18 protein-coding genes, 1 pseudogene and 1 riboswitch are annotated in these 17148 nt (G+C 53.3%); of the genes and pseudogenes, 12 read left to right on the top strand and 7 right to left on the bottom strand.

All coding sequences use genetic code 11. The features are described from left to right. Nucleotides 1-2 precede the first annotated feature (2 nt). A pseudogene (locus LG52_RS19075) lies at nucleotides 3-236 on the bottom strand (ATP-binding cassette domain-containing protein); the annotation flags it as partial. A gap of 203 nt (nucleotides 237-439) precedes the next feature. Then, nucleotides 440-635: riboswitch (cobalamin riboswitch) on the top strand. Nucleotides 636-762: 127 nt separating this feature from the next. On the opposite strand from LG52_RS19075, the gene LG52_RS11035 reads away from it, so the two are divergent. From LG52_RS11035 to LG52_RS21010, 3 genes are all read left to right on the top strand, one after another. After that, nucleotides 763-3045, top strand: coding sequence for a ribonucleoside-diphosphate reductase subunit alpha (locus LG52_RS11035; RefSeq protein ID WP_044731967.1), 2283 nt, complete (start codon nucleotides 763-765; stop codon nucleotides 3043-3045). Nucleotides 3046-3158: 113 nt separating this feature from the next. Further along, the gene (locus LG52_RS11030; protein ID WP_044731966.1) at nucleotides 3159-4199 is read left to right on the top strand and encodes a ribonucleotide-diphosphate reductase subunit beta; all 1041 of its coding nucleotides are present in this window, start codon (nucleotides 3159-3161) and stop codon (nucleotides 4197-4199) included. A 16-nt stretch (nucleotides 4200-4215) separates the two neighbouring features. After that, a complete protein-coding gene (locus LG52_RS21010; protein WP_044731965.1) occupies nucleotides 4216-4767 on the top strand; it encodes a hypothetical protein in 552 nt (183 codons plus the stop codon). A 55-nt stretch (nucleotides 4768-4822) separates the two neighbouring features. On the opposite strand, the gene LG52_RS11020 is transcribed toward LG52_RS21010, so the two are convergent. Further along, the gene (locus LG52_RS11020; RefSeq protein ID WP_044731964.1) at nucleotides 4823-5173 is read right to left on the bottom strand and encodes a 2Fe-2S iron-sulfur cluster-binding protein; all 351 of its coding nucleotides are present in this window, start codon (nucleotides 5171-5173) and stop codon (nucleotides 4823-4825) included. Between the two features lie 136 nt (nucleotides 5174-5309). Here LG52_RS11020 and LG52_RS11015 point away from each other — a divergent pair, with 136 nt between their 5' ends. Further along, nucleotides 5310-5774, top strand: coding sequence for a hypothetical protein (locus tag LG52_RS11015; protein ID WP_044731963.1), 465 nt, complete (start codon nucleotides 5310-5312; stop codon nucleotides 5772-5774). A gap of 169 nt (nucleotides 5775-5943) precedes the next feature. Here the strand turns inward: LG52_RS11015 and LG52_RS11010 are convergent, their stop codons facing one another. Then, on the bottom strand, nucleotides 5944-6798 hold the full coding sequence (locus tag LG52_RS11010; protein WP_044731962.1) for a family 1 encapsulin nanocompartment shell protein: 855 nt from the start codon (nucleotides 6796-6798) through the stop codon (nucleotides 5944-5946). A 15-nt stretch (nucleotides 6799-6813) separates the two neighbouring features. Beyond that, complete coding sequence (locus LG52_RS11005; RefSeq protein WP_044731961.1) at nucleotides 6814-7407, bottom strand: IMEF encapsulin system ferritin-like cargo protein; 594 nt, start codon at nucleotides 7405-7407, stop codon at nucleotides 6814-6816. 223 nt (nucleotides 7408-7630) lie between these two features. Here LG52_RS11005 and murB point away from each other — a divergent pair, with 223 nt between their 5' ends. From murB to LG52_RS20580, 3 genes are all read left to right on the top strand, one after another. Then, nucleotides 7631-8545, top strand: coding sequence for a UDP-N-acetylmuramate dehydrogenase (murB, locus tag LG52_RS11000; RefSeq protein ID WP_044731960.1), 915 nt, complete (start codon nucleotides 7631-7633; stop codon nucleotides 8543-8545). A 109-nt stretch (nucleotides 8546-8654) separates the two neighbouring features. After that, complete coding sequence (locus tag LG52_RS10995; RefSeq protein WP_044731959.1) at nucleotides 8655-9596, top strand: diacylglycerol/lipid kinase family protein; 942 nt, start codon at nucleotides 8655-8657, stop codon at nucleotides 9594-9596. 96 nt (nucleotides 9597-9692) lie between these two features. After that, nucleotides 9693-10262 (top strand): VC0807 family protein, encoded by a 570-nt coding sequence (locus tag LG52_RS20580; RefSeq protein WP_331436751.1) that lies wholly within the window; start codon nucleotides 9693-9695, stop codon nucleotides 10260-10262. A 74-nt stretch (nucleotides 10263-10336) separates the two neighbouring features. Here the strand turns inward: LG52_RS20580 and LG52_RS20830 are convergent, their stop codons facing one another. Beyond that, on the bottom strand, nucleotides 10337-10465 hold the full coding sequence (locus LG52_RS20830; RefSeq protein ID WP_269430414.1) for a hypothetical protein: 129 nt from the start codon (nucleotides 10463-10465) through the stop codon (nucleotides 10337-10339). Nucleotides 10466-10671: 206 nt separating this feature from the next. Here LG52_RS20830 and LG52_RS10980 point away from each other — a divergent pair, with 206 nt between their 5' ends. The 5 genes from LG52_RS10980 to menC all read left to right on the top strand — a co-directional run bounded on the left by LG52_RS10980 (nucleotide 10672) and on the right by menC (nucleotide 15076). Then, the gene (locus LG52_RS10980; RefSeq protein WP_044733215.1) at nucleotides 10672-11415 is read left to right on the top strand and encodes a threonine/serine exporter family protein; all 744 of its coding nucleotides are present in this window, start codon (nucleotides 10672-10674) and stop codon (nucleotides 11413-11415) included. A gap of 12 nt (nucleotides 11416-11427) precedes the next feature. After that, nucleotides 11428-11853 carry a threonine/serine exporter family protein gene (locus tag LG52_RS10975; protein ID WP_044731957.1) on the top strand — a complete coding sequence of 142 codons (426 nt, stop codon included), beginning with the start codon at nucleotides 11428-11430 and terminating at the stop codon, nucleotides 11851-11853. Between the two features lie 115 nt (nucleotides 11854-11968). Next, nucleotides 11969-13138 carry a M20 peptidase aminoacylase family protein gene (locus tag LG52_RS10970; RefSeq protein WP_044731956.1) on the top strand — a complete coding sequence of 390 codons (1170 nt, stop codon included), beginning with the start codon at nucleotides 11969-11971 and terminating at the stop codon, nucleotides 13136-13138. Continuing rightward, nucleotides 13113-13952 carry a GNAT family N-acetyltransferase gene (locus LG52_RS10965; protein ID WP_044731955.1) on the top strand — a complete coding sequence of 280 codons (840 nt, stop codon included), beginning with the start codon at nucleotides 13113-13115 and terminating at the stop codon, nucleotides 13950-13952. The genes LG52_RS10970 and LG52_RS10965 overlap by 26 nt, the downstream gene beginning before the upstream one ends. Then, nucleotides 13949-15076, top strand: coding sequence for an o-succinylbenzoate synthase (menC, locus tag LG52_RS10960; RefSeq protein ID WP_044731954.1), 1128 nt, complete (start codon nucleotides 13949-13951; stop codon nucleotides 15074-15076). Before LG52_RS10965 ends, menC begins: the two co-directional genes overlap by 4 nt. Before the next feature lie 143 nt (nucleotides 15077-15219). On the opposite strand, the gene LG52_RS10955 is transcribed toward menC, so the two are convergent. Next, nucleotides 15220-16755 carry a cation acetate symporter gene (locus LG52_RS10955; protein WP_044731953.1) on the bottom strand — a complete coding sequence of 512 codons (1536 nt, stop codon included), beginning with the start codon at nucleotides 16753-16755 and terminating at the stop codon, nucleotides 15220-15222. Continuing rightward, entirely contained in the window at nucleotides 16755-17096 is a 342-nt protein-coding gene (locus LG52_RS10950; RefSeq protein ID WP_044731952.1) for a DUF485 domain-containing protein, read from the bottom strand. Before LG52_RS10950 ends, LG52_RS10955 begins: the two co-directional genes overlap by 1 nt. Nucleotides 17097-17148 lie beyond the last annotated feature (52 nt).

Genomic DNA, 17148 nt, shown 5'->3' with positions numbered 1-17148 from the left:
TTATCGTAGCCAAAGATTTTGGCCGAACCGGCGTCCGGGCGCAGTAACGTTGCCAACATTCGGATCGTTGTGGTCTTGCCAGCTCCATTAGGGCCAAGCACCCCGTAAACCGTGTCCGCGCGCACGCGTAAGTTGAGACCGTCGACGGCCCGATGGCCGCCAAATGTTTTCGCCAATCCGTGCGCTTCCACCGCCCACTCTTGATGGTCGGGTGCGATTTGATGTTTTGCTCCCATTTTGTGCTCCCTCCTTGTGATGATTCGTACATGTGAATCGTAGCACGCTTTTATGAACGGAGTGTGAACAAAAAACGATTTTGGGCGGAAAAGAAAAATTTACTTTCCCCGCTCTTGCAATTTTCCCGGTTTTGGTATATGCTTGTTCCATCAGGATGCTAAATACTATATATTGGTTTGCGGTCCTTTTTATACAACTACATATGGTTTGACCAAGCAACGGTGTCCATTTGGACTTAATAGGGAATCCGGTGCGAATCCGGAACTGCCCCCGCAACTGTATGTGCGGACGAAATGGGATGGCCACTGGCAGCAAAAGCCATTCGGCGCGCCGCTGGGAAGGCCCCAAAGTAGGACGATGCACGAGTCAGGAGACCTGCCTTGCTTGGAACGTTTCATGTTCTTCGGGGTGTGGGAAGATGAAACGATAGGGAAAAAGAGAAGGAGTTCGTCTGCCTTTTTCCGTCTGTCGTTTCATCCGCTCGCTTGCCCGAGCGGATTTTTTATTGGAGGAGAGGGGAAGCAAATGACCGTGCTGACGAAAATGATCATCATCGATGACCAAGGGAAACCGATTTCTTTTTCACGTGAAGAGTTTGCATCGCTGATCCATCGGACCGCGGCTGGATTCGGCCGCCTGTCGCTTGATGAATATGTCGAGCGTGTTTGGCAGCTCGTCTCGCGAAAAGAAACGGTTACGGTTGAACAGTTGTATCAGACGGCTGTCTTGGAGGGGTTATCGTATATAAGCGAAGAGGAGCCGGACTGGACGTTTGTGTGCGCGCGGCTGTATTTGCGGCAATTGTACCGTGAAGCGGCGCGGCATCGCGGGTACGACGAGCGCGAGCGGTACGGCGATTTCTATTCGCTGCTTGCCGCCCTGACGGAACAAGGGGTGTACAGTCCGCTTCTGTTGGAACGTTATACGAAAGAAGAAATCGACGCCATCGGCGCGTTTCTTGATCCCGATAAGGACAAGCTGTTTACGTACATCGGGCTGCGCACACTCGCGGACCGGTATTTGGCGCGCGATTATGAGCGGCGGCTGTATGAACTGCCGCAGGAGCGGTTTTTGGTCATTGCCATGACGTTAATGGCGAATGAACCGGCCACACGGCGGCTTGCGCTCGTGAAGGAAGCGTATTGGGCGTTAAGCAACTTATACATGACGGTGGCGACGCCGACGCTCGCCAACGCCGGGAAATCGTACGGCCAGCTCTCAAGCTGCTTTGTCGATACGGTCGATGACAGCTTGCAAGGAATTTATGACAGCAACACCGACATCGCCAATTTGTCCAAATCAGGCGGCGGCATTGGCGTCTATTTAGGCAAAATCCGTTCGCGCGGCAGCGACATCAAAGGGTTTAAAGGAGTCTCTTCCGGCGTCATCCCGTGGATGAAGCAGCTGAACAACACAGCGGTGAGCGTTGACCAGTTGGGGCAGCGCAAAGGGGCCATTTCCGTTTATTTGGATGTATGGCATAAAGACATTTTCGCGTTTTTGGACGCGCGGCTCAACAACGGCGATGAACGGCTGCGGACGCATGATTTGTTCACCGGCGTGTGCATTCCGGACTTGTTCATGGAGCAGGTCGAACAGCGAGGCGACTGGTATTTGTTTGATCCGCATGAAGTGCGGAAGGTGATGGGCTTTAGCTTGGAAGACTTTTATGATGAGGAAAAAGGGCGCGGGAGTTTTCGCGAGAAATATTGGCAATGCGTCAACGAACCGAGCCTGTCGAAAGAGAAAGTGCCGGCGATTGAAGTGATGAAAAGCATCATGCGCAGCCAGCTTGAGTCGGGGACGCCGTTTATGTTTTACCGCGATGAAGTGAACCGGCAAAACCCGAACCGCCATCTCGGGATGATCTACTGCAGCAATCTTTGCACCGAGATCGCGCAAAACCAAAGCCCAACGGTGATGAAACGGCAATATGTGAAAGACGGGACGATTATCATTGAAAAAATACCAGGCGATTTTGTCGTCTGCAATTTATCGTCGATCAATTTGGCGCGTGCGGTGACCGATGGAGTTTTGGCGCGGCTCATCTCGATTCAAATGCGGATGCTTGATAATGTCATCGATCTCAATAATATCCCAGTTCTGCAAGCCGGCCTGACGAACCAAAAATATCGCGCTGTCGGGCTTGGCACCTTTGGCTGGCATCATCTTTTGGCGTTAAAAGGCATTCGCTGGGAGTCAGACGAAGCGGTCCGCTATGCCGACGAGCTGTATGAAACGATCGCTTATTTGGCGATTCAGGCGAGCATGGAGCTTGCAAAAGAAAAAGGAAGTTACCCGGCGTTTCCAGGGTCGGACTGGCAGACGGGCGCTTATTTTGAACGGCGCGGCTACCAAAGCCACGGCGAACTCGATTGGGATCAGCTGAAGCAAGATGTGGCCCGCTACGGGATGCGCAACGGCTATATCATGGCCATCGCTCCGAACGCATCGACGTCGATCATCGCTGGCAGCACGGCGAGCATTGATCCCATTTTCTTAAAAGTATACGCCGAGGAAAAGAAAGATTATAAGATTCCCGTTACGGTGCCAGATTTAAACGAACAGACGACATGGTATTACAAATCGGCGTACCATATCGACCAGCATTGGAGCATCAAACAAAACGCCGCCCGCCAGCGCCATGTCGACCAAGCCATCTCATTTAACTTCTACGTCATGAACACGATTAAGGCAAAAGAGCTGCTCGATTTACATTTGACGGCATGGAAGTCGGGGGTGAAAACGACGTATTACGTGCGTTCGACATCGGGGACGATCGAAGAGTGCGATTCTTGCGCGAGCTGACCACGGGGCGCAACAAACGTCCTTGGTCGGGCTTTCCCTTCCTTGTGTGGGAGGGGCGTCTGCGGTTGGTCGCGCATCACGATACTTGAAAGAGAAAGGAAGGAATCGACACAATGACGATCAGCTTAGTCAAACGGCCGATTATGGATCCAGAGGCGCCGAACCGTTCGACGGGCATCATCAATGGCCGCTGCTCGAATGTGTTGAACTGGGACGATATCGCCTACCCATGGGCGTATGCGAAATATAAGCGAATGCTCGCCAACTTTTGGACGCCGTTTGAAATCAATATGTCGCAAGATGTGAAGCAGTTTCCGCAGCTGACCGCCCGCGAGCAGGATGCGTTTTTGAAAATCATCGGACTGTTGGCGCTGCTTGACAGCATCCAAACCGACTACGCTGGGCGCGTCGCCGATTACATTACGGACCCGAGCATCAATGCGCTCATGATCATGCTCGCCCAGCAGGAAGTCATTCACAACCATTCGTATTCGTACGTGCTCTCGAGCCTTGTGCCGAAAGCGAAGCAAGATGAAGTATTCGACTTTTGGCGGAACGAACCGACGCTGCGCAAGCGGAACGATTTTGTGACGAACGGCTACAAGGCGTTTGCGGAAGAGCCGAACGTGGAAAACTTGCTGCGGTCGATCGTCTTTGACGTCATTTTAGAAGGGCTGTTTTTCTACTCGGGGTTCGCCTTTTTCTACAACCTCGCGCGCCAGCAAAAAATGGTGGCGACGAGCACGATGATCAATTACATCAACCGGGATGAGCACATTCATGTCGACTTGTTTGCGAAAATTTTCAAGGAAGTGTTGAACGAATACCCGGAATATCGGACGCCGGAGCTGGCGGATTTTGTCCGCGAAACGTTTATGAAAGCGGCTGAGCTGGAAATCGAATGGGCTCGGGAAATCATCGGGCATGACATCGATGGCATCGACTTGGCTGATTTGGAAGCGTACATTAAGTTTTACGCCAACGTCCGCGCCCATCAGCTTGGATTTGACCGCCCGTTTGACGGCTATCGGACGAACCCGCTCCGCTGGATTAAAGCGTATGAAGAAGTCGACCTCGGCAAATCAGACTTCTTTGAACAGAAGCCGCGCCAATATACGAAAGTGCAAGTGGACAACGGATTTGATGAGTTATAAATGAGAGAAGTCCCGTTTGACAACGGTCAGCGTGGCTTTTTGCCAGATAAGGCCGTTTGTCCGTCTTTTGCTTCGAACGATGGCGGCGGTACATGCAAGAAAAACCGCGGCGCTCAGCCGTGGGCAGGCACCGCGGTTTTTCATGGATGCTTTCAAGCTGCTGGGCAAGATGGTGGAGTTTTTTCTCATGCTGGACGGTTTTCGCGGCGAGGAAATGAACGGTTTCTTGCGTTTCGGTGAGCTCGACGCGCAAGCCGGAAAACTTTCGATCCAATCGGTCAAACCGCTCATTCACTTCGGCGCGGAATTGTTGCAGTTCAGATCGGAATTCGGCGCGAAGCTGGTTGGCCATATTTTGCATTTCCACCCGAAGTTGATTGGCGGTGTCTTGGATTTCCGCCCGAAGCAGGTTGCCCATCTCGTCAATTTGGGCACGGATGTCGTTGGAAAAACGTTTCAGCGCCTCTTCAACCTCTTTCACAACCGTATCGCTCTCCATTCTTGTCCGTTTTTTGTATTTCTCATCGTCATACCATGGCGTAAAGCGTCAGGCAATGAGAGAAAGTAGGCGGGAGCGGTTGCATGGGAAAAAATAAGCCGATCGTGCTAAAATAGCGATCGGCTTATTGGATTTGTGCTTGGCAGGCAAGCCGTTTGGCTGGTTGATCCGTTTTTTCGCGCTCGCGCCGCGTTTTCGGAGCGAGAAGGTGAGCGCCGGCCAGAACGGTGATCATGCAACGGCCACACGTTCCTTTTTTGCATTTGTGATCGAGCAGAACACCTTGTCCTAGGGCGGCGTCAAGAAGCGAAACGCCGGGATTGCGCTGTACAGTGAATGTTTTTCCGTTTTGTTTGATTTGAATGACAGACGGCCGCACAACGGGCGATCCATCAGGCTTAGCTGTGGCGGAAGCGAGGCGCTCCGTTGACCGGGAGGCGGGCTTCAATGAGCCGACTGTGAACGGTTTTACCATTTTTAACCGCGTCTCCTTTAAATTACATCTTTGATTTGAAAATGAATCTCATTTACATGAAGGTGAATCATTGGTATCATATATGTAAAAAGAAGTGCGAAAACGTCATCTCAGTAAAGGTCAAGGGGGAGACACCATGGGCATTCCGATGAACGGACTGCGCGATATGAAAGCGATTTTGGCCAACGAGCGAAAAGTCGGCGGCGCGGTGGAAGCGGCGCTTCTCCGCCTCCGTTCCGGCGAAGAATATCGAAACGTCTGCATCGTTCATATCGATCAACTAGGCGCCCAATACTATTCGGTCGGTTTTGTGACCGAACAAGGGGAACGGCTCATCGTCAACGTTCATGACATCAGCGTCATCTCTGCGCCTGAACATAAAAAAATTCGTGAGCTGAACAACGCCGCTTATAAACGGGAAGCCATCCACAACAAGCGGCGCTATTTAAAACGCCTCTTTGAGATTTATGAAGGCAGCTATACCGTTCATTTTTGGCGGGAAGCGAAAATGATTATCGATGACATCGGCGTTGAGGCGCTCAGCCCCGAATTGTCGCTGCTCGTCTCCAACGTGCAAGGACAAACGGCCCGCACCGCTTAATGGGAAAATCAACAAACCGCCCGGCGATTTCCCCTATCGTCCGGGCGCGTTTTCGTTAAAGGGAACTTGCTGTGCCTCGTTTTCATGGCGCGGACCGCTGGCCTTATGCCGTTTTTGCTGTTTGATGGCAAGAGAAGCCCGCGTGCCGCTTCTCCAGATCAGGCGCCGCTCATGCTGACTCGTTCGGATCCTCGAGCGTGCAGATGGCGCTTGGACGTTTGATGCGCGGTACGACGGACTCATAGACGCGGAATAGGTAGTTCATATTTTCTGTGTCTAAAAACGCAGTTTGCATGTCGGCCGCGACAGCGAGGTCGATGTTTTGTCGGCCGGTGTCAATAACGACGCCGCGTTTGCCTTTAATGACCGGAGTTTGGTAAATGCCAGCGGTCATCAGCTCGCGAATATGCTCAATTTCAAGCACGTGCGTTCCTTCATGGACGCGGTGGATCAACGCATACAATTCCGGCGACAAGACGAGCGCGTATGGGCCGGTATGGCCGAGCTGAAGCAGCTTGTTGCGCGCTTCGACGACGTCAGTGAAGGCGTTGCCCGATTTCATCCAATCGCTGCGAATGTGGGCGATTTTTCCTTTGACGTTCATAATGCCTGGCACATCAAATTCAGTTGAACCATTGAAAATCAAATCGTCCTCGAGCAGCGCGCATTGCTGAGCGGCGTTGGCGGCGGCGGAAAAGTCGATCGGGCTGCCGAGCTGTTTCGCCTGTTCGATATCGCGCCAGTATAAAATAAAATCCTTATATAAAAGTGGAATCGTTAAATGTACGCGCCGCGTTGGCTCAGAAAGGCTCAGCTCTTTGCCGTGGAAGCTCATGTCCCCCTGTTCCGGGTTCATATAAATATCGTTGGCGACCGACTGGACGCCTTCGCCGAGCGGACCGTACAAATCGATAAATCGGCGGCCGACGAGCTGGCGGCGCGCCGTTTCAATGACCAATTCGTCAAGCTCGCCCCATTGGCTGCTTGTGAGAGGGGCTTCTGAGTACAGCTTCGTTTTATCCATATTTCCTCTCCTTTCTTATATGTTTTTTAAGCTGCCGACCGTCAGTTGCCGCCGCGCTTTGGACGATGGGCTGACGGATGACGACGCGGTGGGCATGGCGGCATACTGAGCTAGTTTTAGGTGATCTTTTTGGTTCTCTTTTTCGTCTGTCGGCACCGCGGCCGCGAAGGAAAGCGGTGCGTCCAGCGCGCGATTGAGCGTTTCGAGGGCCGCTTTCATCTGTTGGTAGTCCGCAGCGGTCATGTCGCGCAGTGCCGTAATGGCTGGTTCATGTTCCGTTCCTTTATAGTGGAAGAGGGACAAATCGAGATGCTCCAAAAAGTTGTGCAAGCCGAATTTTTCAAGGCTGATGTCTTGCAACAGGCGCAAAAAGTCGCCGTTTTCCCGCGATAAGAATGCTTCGTCCGCCAACGCCTCCTCCAACTTTGGAAGCAAGGCGGTCAAACGGTCAAACCGGTGTTCCTCTTCTTCGTAAATATGATGCCAATACAGCCGTGCATGGTCGTCAGAGGCCTGTTCAATCGTCGGTTCTAAAATCGATTGAAACTGGCCGAGCGCTTCTTTCGACCGGCCAAGAATGGCGCTGACTTCTGCTAACGTGTCGTGCAATGGACTCCCTCCTACACTATGATTGATTGTTATCATCTTTTCCATATTGAAAGAGGCATAAACATCTCCGCCTTCCTTCGAACGTCACCTTTGCTCCTAGTCCGGAATAAAACAGAATCAGGAACATTGCCCACTTGATATGCGGCGCGATTCCAGCGATAATGGAAACGGTATGGATGAATGCCGCCAAGCGGCATGGAAGAATAAAGAAGGTGACAGAACGATGGAACGTGCGGAACAGATTTATCAAAGGCTTATGGAAATTTGTGGAGAAAGGAACGTCCTTCGTGATGAGCCGATGAAAAACCATACATTGGTGCGGATCGGCGGCAAGGCCGATTTTCTCGTCTGGCCGGAAACGTACGAGCAGGTCATTGAGGTGTTGCGGCTGAAAGAAGAGTACCACCTGCCGTTTACGCTTCTTGGCAACGGTTCGAACGTCATCATCCGCGATGGCGGGCTGCGCGGCATTGTCATGCAGCTGAAGCATTTGAACCGCATTTGGCGCGAAGGAAACAACGTGATCGCACAAAGCGGGGCGGACATTAAAGCGGTGTCGCGGTTTGCGCTGGAACAAAGCCTTACCGGTTTGGAGTTTGCCTGCGGCATCCCAGGGTCGGTCGGCGGGGCGATCATGATGAACGCCGGGGCATACGGCGGTGAAGTGAAAGATGTGCTTGATCATGTCAAAGTGGCGACGCTCGCCGGCGAGTTGAAAACGTTAAAGAACGAGGAGCTGGAGCTTGGCTATCGAACAAGCATTATCAGCCGGACGCATGATATTGTGCTCGAAGTCGTCTTTGCGCTCCAGCGGGGCGATTATGCGCAAATCAAGGCGAAGATGGATGATTTAACATTTCAGCGCGAATCGAAACAGCCGCTTGAATATCCATCGGTTGGCAGCGTGTTCAAGCGTCCGCCGGGCTATTTTGCCGGCAAGCTCATCCAAGACAGCGGCCTTCAGGGAAAAGGATTCGGCGGTGCGGAAGTGTCGACGAAGCATGCAGGATTCATTATTAACAAAAATAATGCGACAGCTGCCGATTACATCGCGACGATCGAAATGGTGCGCAAAACAGTGAAGGAAAAATTCGGGGTCGATCTCGAATTGGAAGTCAAAATTATTGGCGAGGAATGACGGAGGATCCGAATCCGGTCCGCGGGTTCGGATTTTTCTTATTTTCATGAAAGGAAAAATGAAAAAAAAAGCCAATTGGTAAGGAGAGAGGAATGAATGGAGGAAGACGATGAACTTTTATTTCATCATCAATCCCGCCGCTAAAAACGGGCGGTCCGTGTCGATTTGGAAGCAACTGCAGCCGTTGCTCGATCGGGAAGGAATCATCTATCAGGTGTATTGGACGACCCGAAAGGGAGAAGGAAAGGAAATCGCCCGACGAATTGGCGAGGAAAGCGTTGAGCCGACGGTGATCGTAGCGGTCGGGGGCGATGGGACAGTGCATGAAGTGGTGAACGGAGCGGGTTCGTTTCCGCACGTTGCGATTGGCTGCATTCCCGCCGGAACAGGAAACGACTTTGTCCGCGGCTTCCGTCTCGCCCGAAAACCGAAACAGGCGCTCCGACAGCTGATAGATGATGTTCGTTTCGGCAAGGTTTTGGCTTTCGATCTCGGCCGTTTTGCAAGCAGAGCCGTGCCGGACGGAGTGTTTGCCAACAGCATCGGCTGCGGTTTTGACGCCCATATCGCCCGCACGGCCAACCGTTCAAAATGGAAAGGGCGGCTGAATCGTTTTGGACTCGGTTCACTCATTTATGTGTTTTATTTAGTAAGAGATTTGTTTCGCTATCAACCGGTTGACCTTGATATTTGTGTGGATGGACAGAATTATTCGTTTTTGAAGGCTTGGATGGCAACGGTTTCGAATCACCCATACTACGGTGGAGGAATGCGCATCGCGCCGTCCGCTCAGGCCGATGACGGCTTGCTTCATGTGACGGTCGTCGGGCCGATGCCGCGTTGGAAAATTCTTGCGCTGTTTTTAACCGTATTTTGGGGCGGGCATGTACGAATGAAAGAGGTTTGCTTGTTCACTGGGCGGAACGTGTGCATCCGCTCGGCTGCCCCTGTTCCGATCCACGCGGATGGCGAGGATGCAGGAGAAGGGGAAGTGTCGGCTTGGATTGAGGCTAAGGGGATGCGAGTCATTGGCGCGGAACCTGGTGAATGATTGGGGCGTATGTGAAAAGAGAAAGGGGCCATGAGGAAGAGGGAATGGAAAAGCGGAGCGTCATGCTTGATGTCGTGCTAGTATGTTGTATTTCCGATCGTTCTATGGCATGCGCTGCGCGGCCCGGTCGGAGAGTACGGGGCGATGCTCATCTGTACCATTCCGGGGGCGATTTATACAGTGTATCGATTTTGGTCAGTTCGCAAAGTGCAGTTGTTTGGCACGTTTTTGATTGTCAATCTGGCGGTTGGCACGCTATTGAACGTGTTGGCTGGATCCGCGTTGCAAATGTTATGGAACGATGTATGGCACTCGATCGCTTTGGCTGTCTGTTTTCTAGCGACTGTCGCTGTCAAGCGGTCATTGATGCTTTATTTTTCGCTTGATTTTGTGGAAATGCAGGGAGCGCCCCCGTTCGCTTCCGAAAACAGCCCTTGCTTTAGCAACAGCTTCAAAACGGAATTTATTTTTTGTTCTTTTCTTCCTTGTCTTGTTTTCCATGGGCCAGCGAATGGTCCTGTTTTGTTTGCGGTTTGGCTGTTTGTTTCGGAGGTTGTGAAACAGAGACAGAGGCGCGGACCGCCGCCTGTTTATTTCCAGCCGTCACTGCTTGATGTTCCCGGCCATTCCCTTTGGCGCCGGCAGCTGTCGTTTGCCGGGTGCTGACCTTTGTTTCCGCTTTTCCGGAAGGTGTGAGGGATGATTTCTTTCCGCTTTGATGGCGGCATCCGCCTGTTTATCTAGTTGAACCGCTGTATCATCTTCCGCCGGTGCAGCAGCTGTTTTTTCTGTTTCGATCGATTCAAGAGCGGATGGCGCGCTTTCGTTTTTCGTTTCCTCCGTTTCATCGGCTGGTGCCGTCGGTTCATCGCCTGTTTCCTCTACTTGGCTGCTTTGTTCTGCTTGGTTCGCCAGCCGCCTATTTGATATAATGGAAACAAGTTTGGCAAAGACAATATCCAAGGCGGCTCCTGCCAATTTTTTGGTGGGAGTTTGTTTTTGCGATGAGCGCCCGGCAGGGGAAAACGGGATGGCCAATGCCGTGCCGGGCGAAAACGAAAGGAGCAAACCGGTCATGACGGAGCGGGTGAATGACATTGTTGATGTTTGTTTATTAGCGGGAAAATTGATGCTTGAAAGCGGTGGGGAGACGTACCGGGTGGAAGATACGATGGGGCGCATCGCCGCTGCGTTCGGTGTTTCCCGCTCTCATAGCTATGTGACACCAACGGGCATCATGTTTTCCGTTGAGGGAACGAATGTAACACGGTTTATTCGCATTTCCGAGCGTTCGACCGATTTATCCAAGGTGGCGCTTGTCAACCACATTTCCCGCCGCATCAGCAACGGCGAACTGTCGCTCGACGGAGCGCGCAAAGAATTGGAACGCGTTCAGCAGCAGCCGCTCGGTTATCCGCTTTGGCAGCAAACTGCTGCCGCAGCGGCGGCGAGCGCTTGTTTTGCCTCGTTGTTAGGCGGCATGAATCATTTTCTCCCTTCCCTTCTTTCCGGTGGAATGGCGTTTTGGTGTTTTGAAATGATGCATCGGCTCGTGAAAATCCGGTTCTTCGCTGAATTTTTTGCCGCTTTTGTCGCTGGTGGGATCGTGCTGTTGATGGAAAGGGCCGGATTGGCCGGAGATGTAGGAAACATGATGATTGGATCGGTGATGCCGCTCGTGCCGGGGCTGGCGATTACCAATGCGGTGCGCGATTTAATGGCCGGCCATTTGATCGCCGGTTTGTCGCGCGGTGCAGAGGCGTTTTTAACCGCGTTTGCGATCGGCACCGGCATTGCGTTTATTTTATCGATTCGATGACAGGGAGCATGGATGATGATGGTGCAACTGTTGCTTAGCTTTGTGGCGTCATCGCTGTTTGGCGTCATTTTCAATATTCCGAAACGATTGCTGCCGCATAGCGGATTTGTCGGCATGAGCGGCTGGGCGGTGTATATGGCCGCCGCCCGGTCGGGGATAGACGGTGTCGCCGCCACGTTTGCAGCGGCGTTTTTCGTCGCTTTTTTAAGCAACGGGTTCGCCCGCCGCTATCGAACGCCGGCGACGATTTTTATCGTCTCTGGCATTATTCCCCTTGTGCCGGGCGGAACAGCGTTTGAGGCGATGCGCCATGTTGTCATGAACGATTACAATGCGGCGATTTCACTAGCGGCAAAAGCGTTCATGATTTCTGGGGCGATTGCGATGGGGCTCATTTTTTCTGAGGTCATCAACCAGCTGGCCAAGCGCCGCCCTTAATTGCACGTATCTGTTTTTTCCAATCGTTTGCCTATCGTTGTATTTGTTTGTTTGAATATTATAATGAATATAACCATGTTTTTTCTATCGACTTCAACCAGCGGGGGAGAGCGGGATGAAAGAAATTGTTCAGCAGATGAAAGCAGAATTATGGAGCATTTTTGACCATCTTCATCGTCATCCGGAAATTAGTTGGGAAGAGTGGCAAACGACCGAATTTCTTTGCCGAGAGCTTGAACGCGAAGGATATCGGGTGCGGACGTTTGCCGATTGTCCGGGTGTTGTGGCGGAACTTGGCGACGGGCCGTTTACAGTCGGGGTGCGCAGCGATATGGATGCCCTTTGGCAAGAGGTGAACGGCGTTTGGCAGCCGAACCATGCGTGCGGGCATGACGCCCACATGACGATCGTCCTTGGGGTGGCGAAGCTGCTTCGCCGCATCGGTTACAAGCCGCCGGGTACGGTGCGGTTTTTGTTCCAGCCGGCCGAGGAGAAAGGAACAGGGGCGTTGAAGCTGATCGAAAAAGGGGCAGCTGATGGCCTGACGTTTTTGTACGGTGTTCATCTGCGCCCGATTCAAGAAGTGAAAAGTGGATATGCGGCGCCGGCAATCATCCATGGGGCCTCGCAATGCATCGAAGGACGGATTCGCGGCGTAGCGGCGCATGCCGCGCGGCCGCATCTAGGCGTCAACGTCATTGAAGTCGGCAGCGCCATCGTGCAGGAGCTCGGCAAAATTCATATTGATCCGCAAGTGCCGGCGTCGATCAAAATGACGAAGTTTCACGCTGGTGAAAAAGATGCGAACACGATCCCCGATTACGCCGAGTTCGCCTTGGACTTGCGGGCGCAAACGAACAAGGCGATGGAGCGGCTTGTTGAGGGGCTGCGCCATGTGATCAACGGGGTCGCTGCGATTTATGGGGCTGATATTGAGCTTGTTGAGCGGACGCGCATCGTTGCCGCCCACCCTGACCCGGACGCTGAGCGGCTGATGGAAGAGGCGATCATCGCTGCTTTGGGGGCGGAAAAATGCGTTCCTCCCGTCGTGACGTCTGGAGGGGAAGATTTTCATTTTTACGCTTTCAAAAAGCCGGGGCTGAAAACGACGATGCTTGGGCTCGGGTGCGACTTGCGTCCGGGGCTCCATCACCCCGACATGACATTCCGGCGCGACGATTTGCTTTCCGGTGTGGAAATTTTGGCGCGGGTTGTGATGAACACGTTTGCGACGTTTGCGCCGCAGGGAGAGAGCGAGTGTGCCTCTGTCGCTGCAAACCATTGAGACGGTCGAACAGTTAAAAGAAATGGCCAGACTTGAGGAGGAGATTTGGAAAACGGCGCCGGTTCCGCTTCACCAGACGCTGACGGTGGCGAAAAACGGAGGCATGATCATCGGGGCGTATGCGGACGGGAAGCTCGTCGGCTTTGTCTATAGCTTTCCTGGGTTTCGAAACGGGGAAGTGTATCTTTGTTCGCATATGATGGGGATTGCCGAATCGTTTCGTGATCGGGGCATCGGCTATCGCTTGAAAATGAAACAGGCGGAAGAAGCGCGGCGGCGCGGTTACCGAATCATCCGCTGGACGTACGACCCGTTGCAAAGTCGGAACGGCTATTTGAACTTGGCGAAGCTTGGGGCCGTTGGCGTCGAGTATGTGGAAAACTGCTACGGTGAAATGAATGACGCATTGAACGGTCAACTGCCGTCCGACCGCTTCATTGTCGAATGGCGGCTTGATCGGCAGTCATCCTGGGAGCGAAACTCGGCTAAAGTTGCTCTCCTTGGAGCCAAGGGGATGGCGGTGCTTGAAGCGGCGCCGACTGCGCATGGTTTGGTGAGGCCGGTGCTGAACGATATGGACGAGGCGAGCGCTTCGTCGCTATGGACTGCTGTTCCGCTTGATTTCCCGCATCTTAAGGAGCGGGATTTGGCCTTGGCGCTCAAGTGGCGCTTAGCAACGCGCGCGTTGTTTTCCCGGCTGCTCGCTGAAGGCTGGATTGCCGCCGGCGCCGTGCGCCGTCCCGGGGAGCCGGCGATGCACTACATATGGGTGCGGCGAAACGAATGGCTGCGAGAAAGAGAGGGAGATGGATGACGATCGAGATGGAGTACGTCATATTGCGCCATTTGCAAATGGAGTTGAAGGCGCCGTTTACAACGAGCTTCGGCACGTTTCAAACGAAAGAGTTTATTTTAGTGGAGGCGGTCGACCGCGACGGCGTTTCCGGCTGGGGCGAATCGGTCGCGTTTTCCGCCCCGTGGTACAGCGAGGAAACGGTGAAAACGAACTGGCATATGCTTGAGGAGTTTCTAGTGCCGCTTGCGCTTGCCGAGCCGATCAATCACCCGAGCGAACTGTCAAAGCGGTTTGCGGCGATTCGCCAAAATCATATGGCAAAGGCGGCGCTTGAGGGAGCGGTATGGGATTTGTATGCCAAGCGTAGCGGCGTTCCGCTTCATCAGCCGTTGGGTGGAATGAAAAAGGAAATTGAAGTCGGCGTCAGCATCGGCATCCAGCCGACGGTCGATGATTTGCTTCGGGCCATTGAGCGGTATGTGGCGCAAGGGTACCGGCGGATCAAAGTGAAGATCAAACCGGGCTGGGACGTTGACGTCATTCGCGAGGTGCGGCACGCGTTTCCAGACGTGCCGCTCATGGCGGATGCGAACTCAGCGTATACGCTCGCTGATCGAGAGCGTCTGAAAGCGCTTGATGAATTTGGCCTAATGATGATCGAACAGCCGCTCGCAGCTGACGATCTCGTCGACCATGCCCGGCTGCAACCGCTCCTTGAGACGCCGATTTGCCTTGATGAAAGCATTCGCTCATATGACGATGCGCGCAAGGCGCTGGATTTGGGCAGCTGCCGCATCATCAATATCAAAATCGGGCGCGTCGGTGGGCTTTGGGAGGCGAAGCGCATCCACGATCTTTGCGCTGAGCGCGGCGTTCCGGTCTGGTGCGGCGGGATGTTGGAAGCAGGGGTCGGACGCGCCCACAATATCGCGATCACGACGTTGGAAAATTTCACGCTTCCCGGCGACACCGCCGCTTCGTCCTATTATTGGGAGCGGGATATCATCGTCCCGGAAGTCGAAGTGCATCGTGGCCTCATCCGCGTCCCGGACGCTCCGGGCATCGGCTATGAAGTCGACCGCCGCCAAGTCGAGCGGTATACGCAGTTTGCTAAAGTGTTCCACCGCCCGCCGACGGCATAAAACATGTTAGTTGTGCACAGGGCGTCTTTTTTATTTTGCCGGCCGGGCGGGCGACTGTGGAGATCGCTTTTAGTTCCTCACCGGTACAGCAGAGTGGCGGCAACAAAAAAGAAGCCGGCTTTCACGCCGGCTTCCCGGTTGTGTTACACCCGCCCGATCCCGGTATTCGCTTTGACGACAATTTCGGTATATTTTTTCTCATCCGCTTTTTTCGACGAGACGAGCGTGCCGACGATAGCACCGATAAAGCCGAGCGGAATCGAGATGATGCCCGGGTTGGCGAGCTTAAAGAGCGGTTCGCCGACGAAAATGGCAGCACCCGGCTGCGGCGACCAGACGTTCGGGCTGAAGAAGACGAGCACTAAGGCGCTGATCAAGCCAACGAGCATGCCGGTGATGGCCCCCGTCGTATTAAAGCGGCGCCAGAAGATCGTGAATACGATCGTTGGCAAGTTGGCGCTCGCCGCGACGGCAAATGCGAGTGACACGAGGAAGGCAACGTTCATTTTTTGCGCGAAGAGCGCTAACAAAATTGATAGTACGGAAACGCCGACCGACGCCCAGCGGGCGGCGAGCATTTGTTCCTTTTCCGTCGCTTGGCCGCGCCGCAAAATATGGCTGTAAAAGTCATGGGCAAACGCCGAGGCGGCTGACAAGACGAGCCCGGCGACAACGGCCAAAATGGTCGCAAACGCTACGGCAGAGATGAAAGCGAACAGGAAATCTCCGCCAAGGGCCTCTGCCAACAGCGGGGCGGCCATATTGCCGGCCGGGTTGGCGGCGACGATTTTGTCATAGCCGACGAACGCGGCGGCGCCAAACCCTAAAAAGATCGTCAGCACGTAGAAAATTCCAATGATCCATGTTGCATAAACGACCGATTTGCGGGCGGTCGGGGCGTCTTTGACCGTAAAGAAGCGGATTAAAATGTGCGGCAGCCCGGCCGTCCCCAAAACGAGCGCCAAGTTTAATGAAATCGTGTCAAGAGGATCTTTAAACTTGTTGCCCGGGTTTAAAAAGGCTTCCCCGAGCGGTGTTGCCGTTTTTACTTCATGGAACATTTTGGCGATGCTGAAATCGAATTTGGCAAAGACGATGATGGAAATGATAAACGTACCGACCATCAACAAGACGGCTTTGACGATTTGCACCCAGCTGGTGGCCGTCATGCCTCCGAAGACGACGTACACCGTCATCAAAATGCCGACGATCAAGACAGAATAAACGTAGTCTAAGCCCAATAGAAGCTTGATGAGGCCGCCGGCGCCGACAAGCTGGGCGATCATATAGAAGATCGAGATGGCGATCGTATTTAACGCCGCGACGCCGCGCACTTTCTTATTATCAAAACGGGCGGCGATCATATCGGCCATCGTGTATTTGCCGAGGTTGCGAAGCGGTTCGGCAACGATGTACAAGACGACAAGATAAGCGACAAGGAAGCCGATGCTGTAGAAAAAACCGTCAAATCCCGTCAGCGCGATCATGCCGGCAATGCCGAGAAAAGAGGCGGCGGACATATAGTCGCCGGCGATGGCGAGCCCATTTTGCCAGCCGGTCAGGCTGCTGTCAGCGGTGTAAAATTCGCTCGTTGTTTTCGTGCGCTTGGAGGCGTAGTACGTAATGATGAGCGTCAAGGCAACGATGATGAGAAAGAGGAAAAAGGCGAGCCCGTGCATTACGCGTTTCCTCCTTCCTGCGCTTCTCGCTTCACTTGCTCGACGATGGCATCAAATTGTGCTGCGCGTTTCGAATAAAGGATGCATAAGGCCCATGTCATGATAAATTGCGCAAAGGCAAATAACCAAGCCCAGCTGACCGGCCCAATCGCCGGTGCGTTGAGCGCTTTCGAATACGACGTCAACACCGGAAGGGCGAAGTAAAAGACGAAGAAAAAGATGGTGGCCGGGATGATAAACCGCTTCTTCGCCTGAATGAGTTCGCAAAACGAAGCGGATTGGGCGATGGCTTCATAGTTGATGCCCCCCTGATCGGCCCAAGATTCCTTTTTTACTGCCATCGTGAACCCTCCTTATTCGTTTTTAAAGCGTTTTCATGAAAATAGGGTGACA

Origin of the sequence: Geobacillus kaustophilus (assembly GCF_000948285.1) — a bacterium.
Classification (GTDB): domain Bacteria; phylum Bacillota; class Bacilli; order Bacillales; family Anoxybacillaceae; genus Geobacillus; species Geobacillus thermoleovorans_A.
This window is presented reverse-complemented; position numbering and strand designations above follow the sequence as displayed.

What these genes read in the sequence shown, in the direction of transcription:
- LG52_RS10975 (WP_044731957.1), top strand. Translation starts at nt 11,428, where the DNA reads ATGATGATGGTGCAACTGTTGCTTAGCTTTGTGGCGTCATCGCTGTTT.
- LG52_RS20830 (WP_269430414.1), bottom strand. Translation starts at nt 10,465, where the DNA reads ATGAACCGACGGCACCAGCCGATGAAACGGAGGAAACGAAAAACGAAA.
- LG52_RS10970 (WP_044731956.1), top strand. Translation starts at nt 11,969, where the DNA reads ATGAAAGAAATTGTTCAGCAGATGAAAGCAGAATTATGGAGCATTTTT.
- LG52_RS10950 (WP_044731952.1), bottom strand. Translation starts at nt 17,096, where the DNA reads ATGGCAGTAAAAAAGGAATCTTGGGCCGATCAGGGGGGCATCAACTAT.
- LG52_RS10980 (WP_044733215.1), top strand. Translation starts at nt 10,672, where the DNA reads ATGACGGAGCGGGTGAATGACATTGTTGATGTTTGTTTATTAGCGGGA.
- LG52_RS11015 (WP_044731963.1), top strand. Translation starts at nt 5,310, where the DNA reads ATGGGCATTCCGATGAACGGACTGCGCGATATGAAAGCGATTTTGGCC.
- LG52_RS10955 (WP_044731953.1), bottom strand. Translation starts at nt 16,755, where the DNA reads ATGCACGGGCTCGCCTTTTTCCTCTTTCTCATCATCGTTGCCTTGACG.
- LG52_RS11010 (WP_044731962.1), bottom strand. Translation starts at nt 6,798, where the DNA reads ATGGATAAAACGAAGCTGTACTCAGAAGCCCCTCTCACAAGCAGCCAA.
- murB (WP_044731960.1), top strand. Translation starts at nt 7,631, where the DNA reads ATGGAACGTGCGGAACAGATTTATCAAAGGCTTATGGAAATTTGTGGA.
- LG52_RS10995 (WP_044731959.1), top strand. Translation starts at nt 8,655, where the DNA reads ATGAACTTTTATTTCATCATCAATCCCGCCGCTAAAAACGGGCGGTCC.
- menC (WP_044731954.1), top strand. Translation starts at nt 13,949, where the DNA reads ATGACGATCGAGATGGAGTACGTCATATTGCGCCATTTGCAAATGGAG.
- LG52_RS11035 (WP_044731967.1), top strand. Translation starts at nt 763, where the DNA reads ATGACCGTGCTGACGAAAATGATCATCATCGATGACCAAGGGAAACCG.
- LG52_RS11020 (WP_044731964.1), bottom strand. Translation starts at nt 5,173, where the DNA reads ATGGTAAAACCGTTCACAGTCGGCTCATTGAAGCCCGCCTCCCGGTCA.
- LG52_RS11030 (WP_044731966.1), top strand. Translation starts at nt 3,159, where the DNA reads ATGACGATCAGCTTAGTCAAACGGCCGATTATGGATCCAGAGGCGCCG.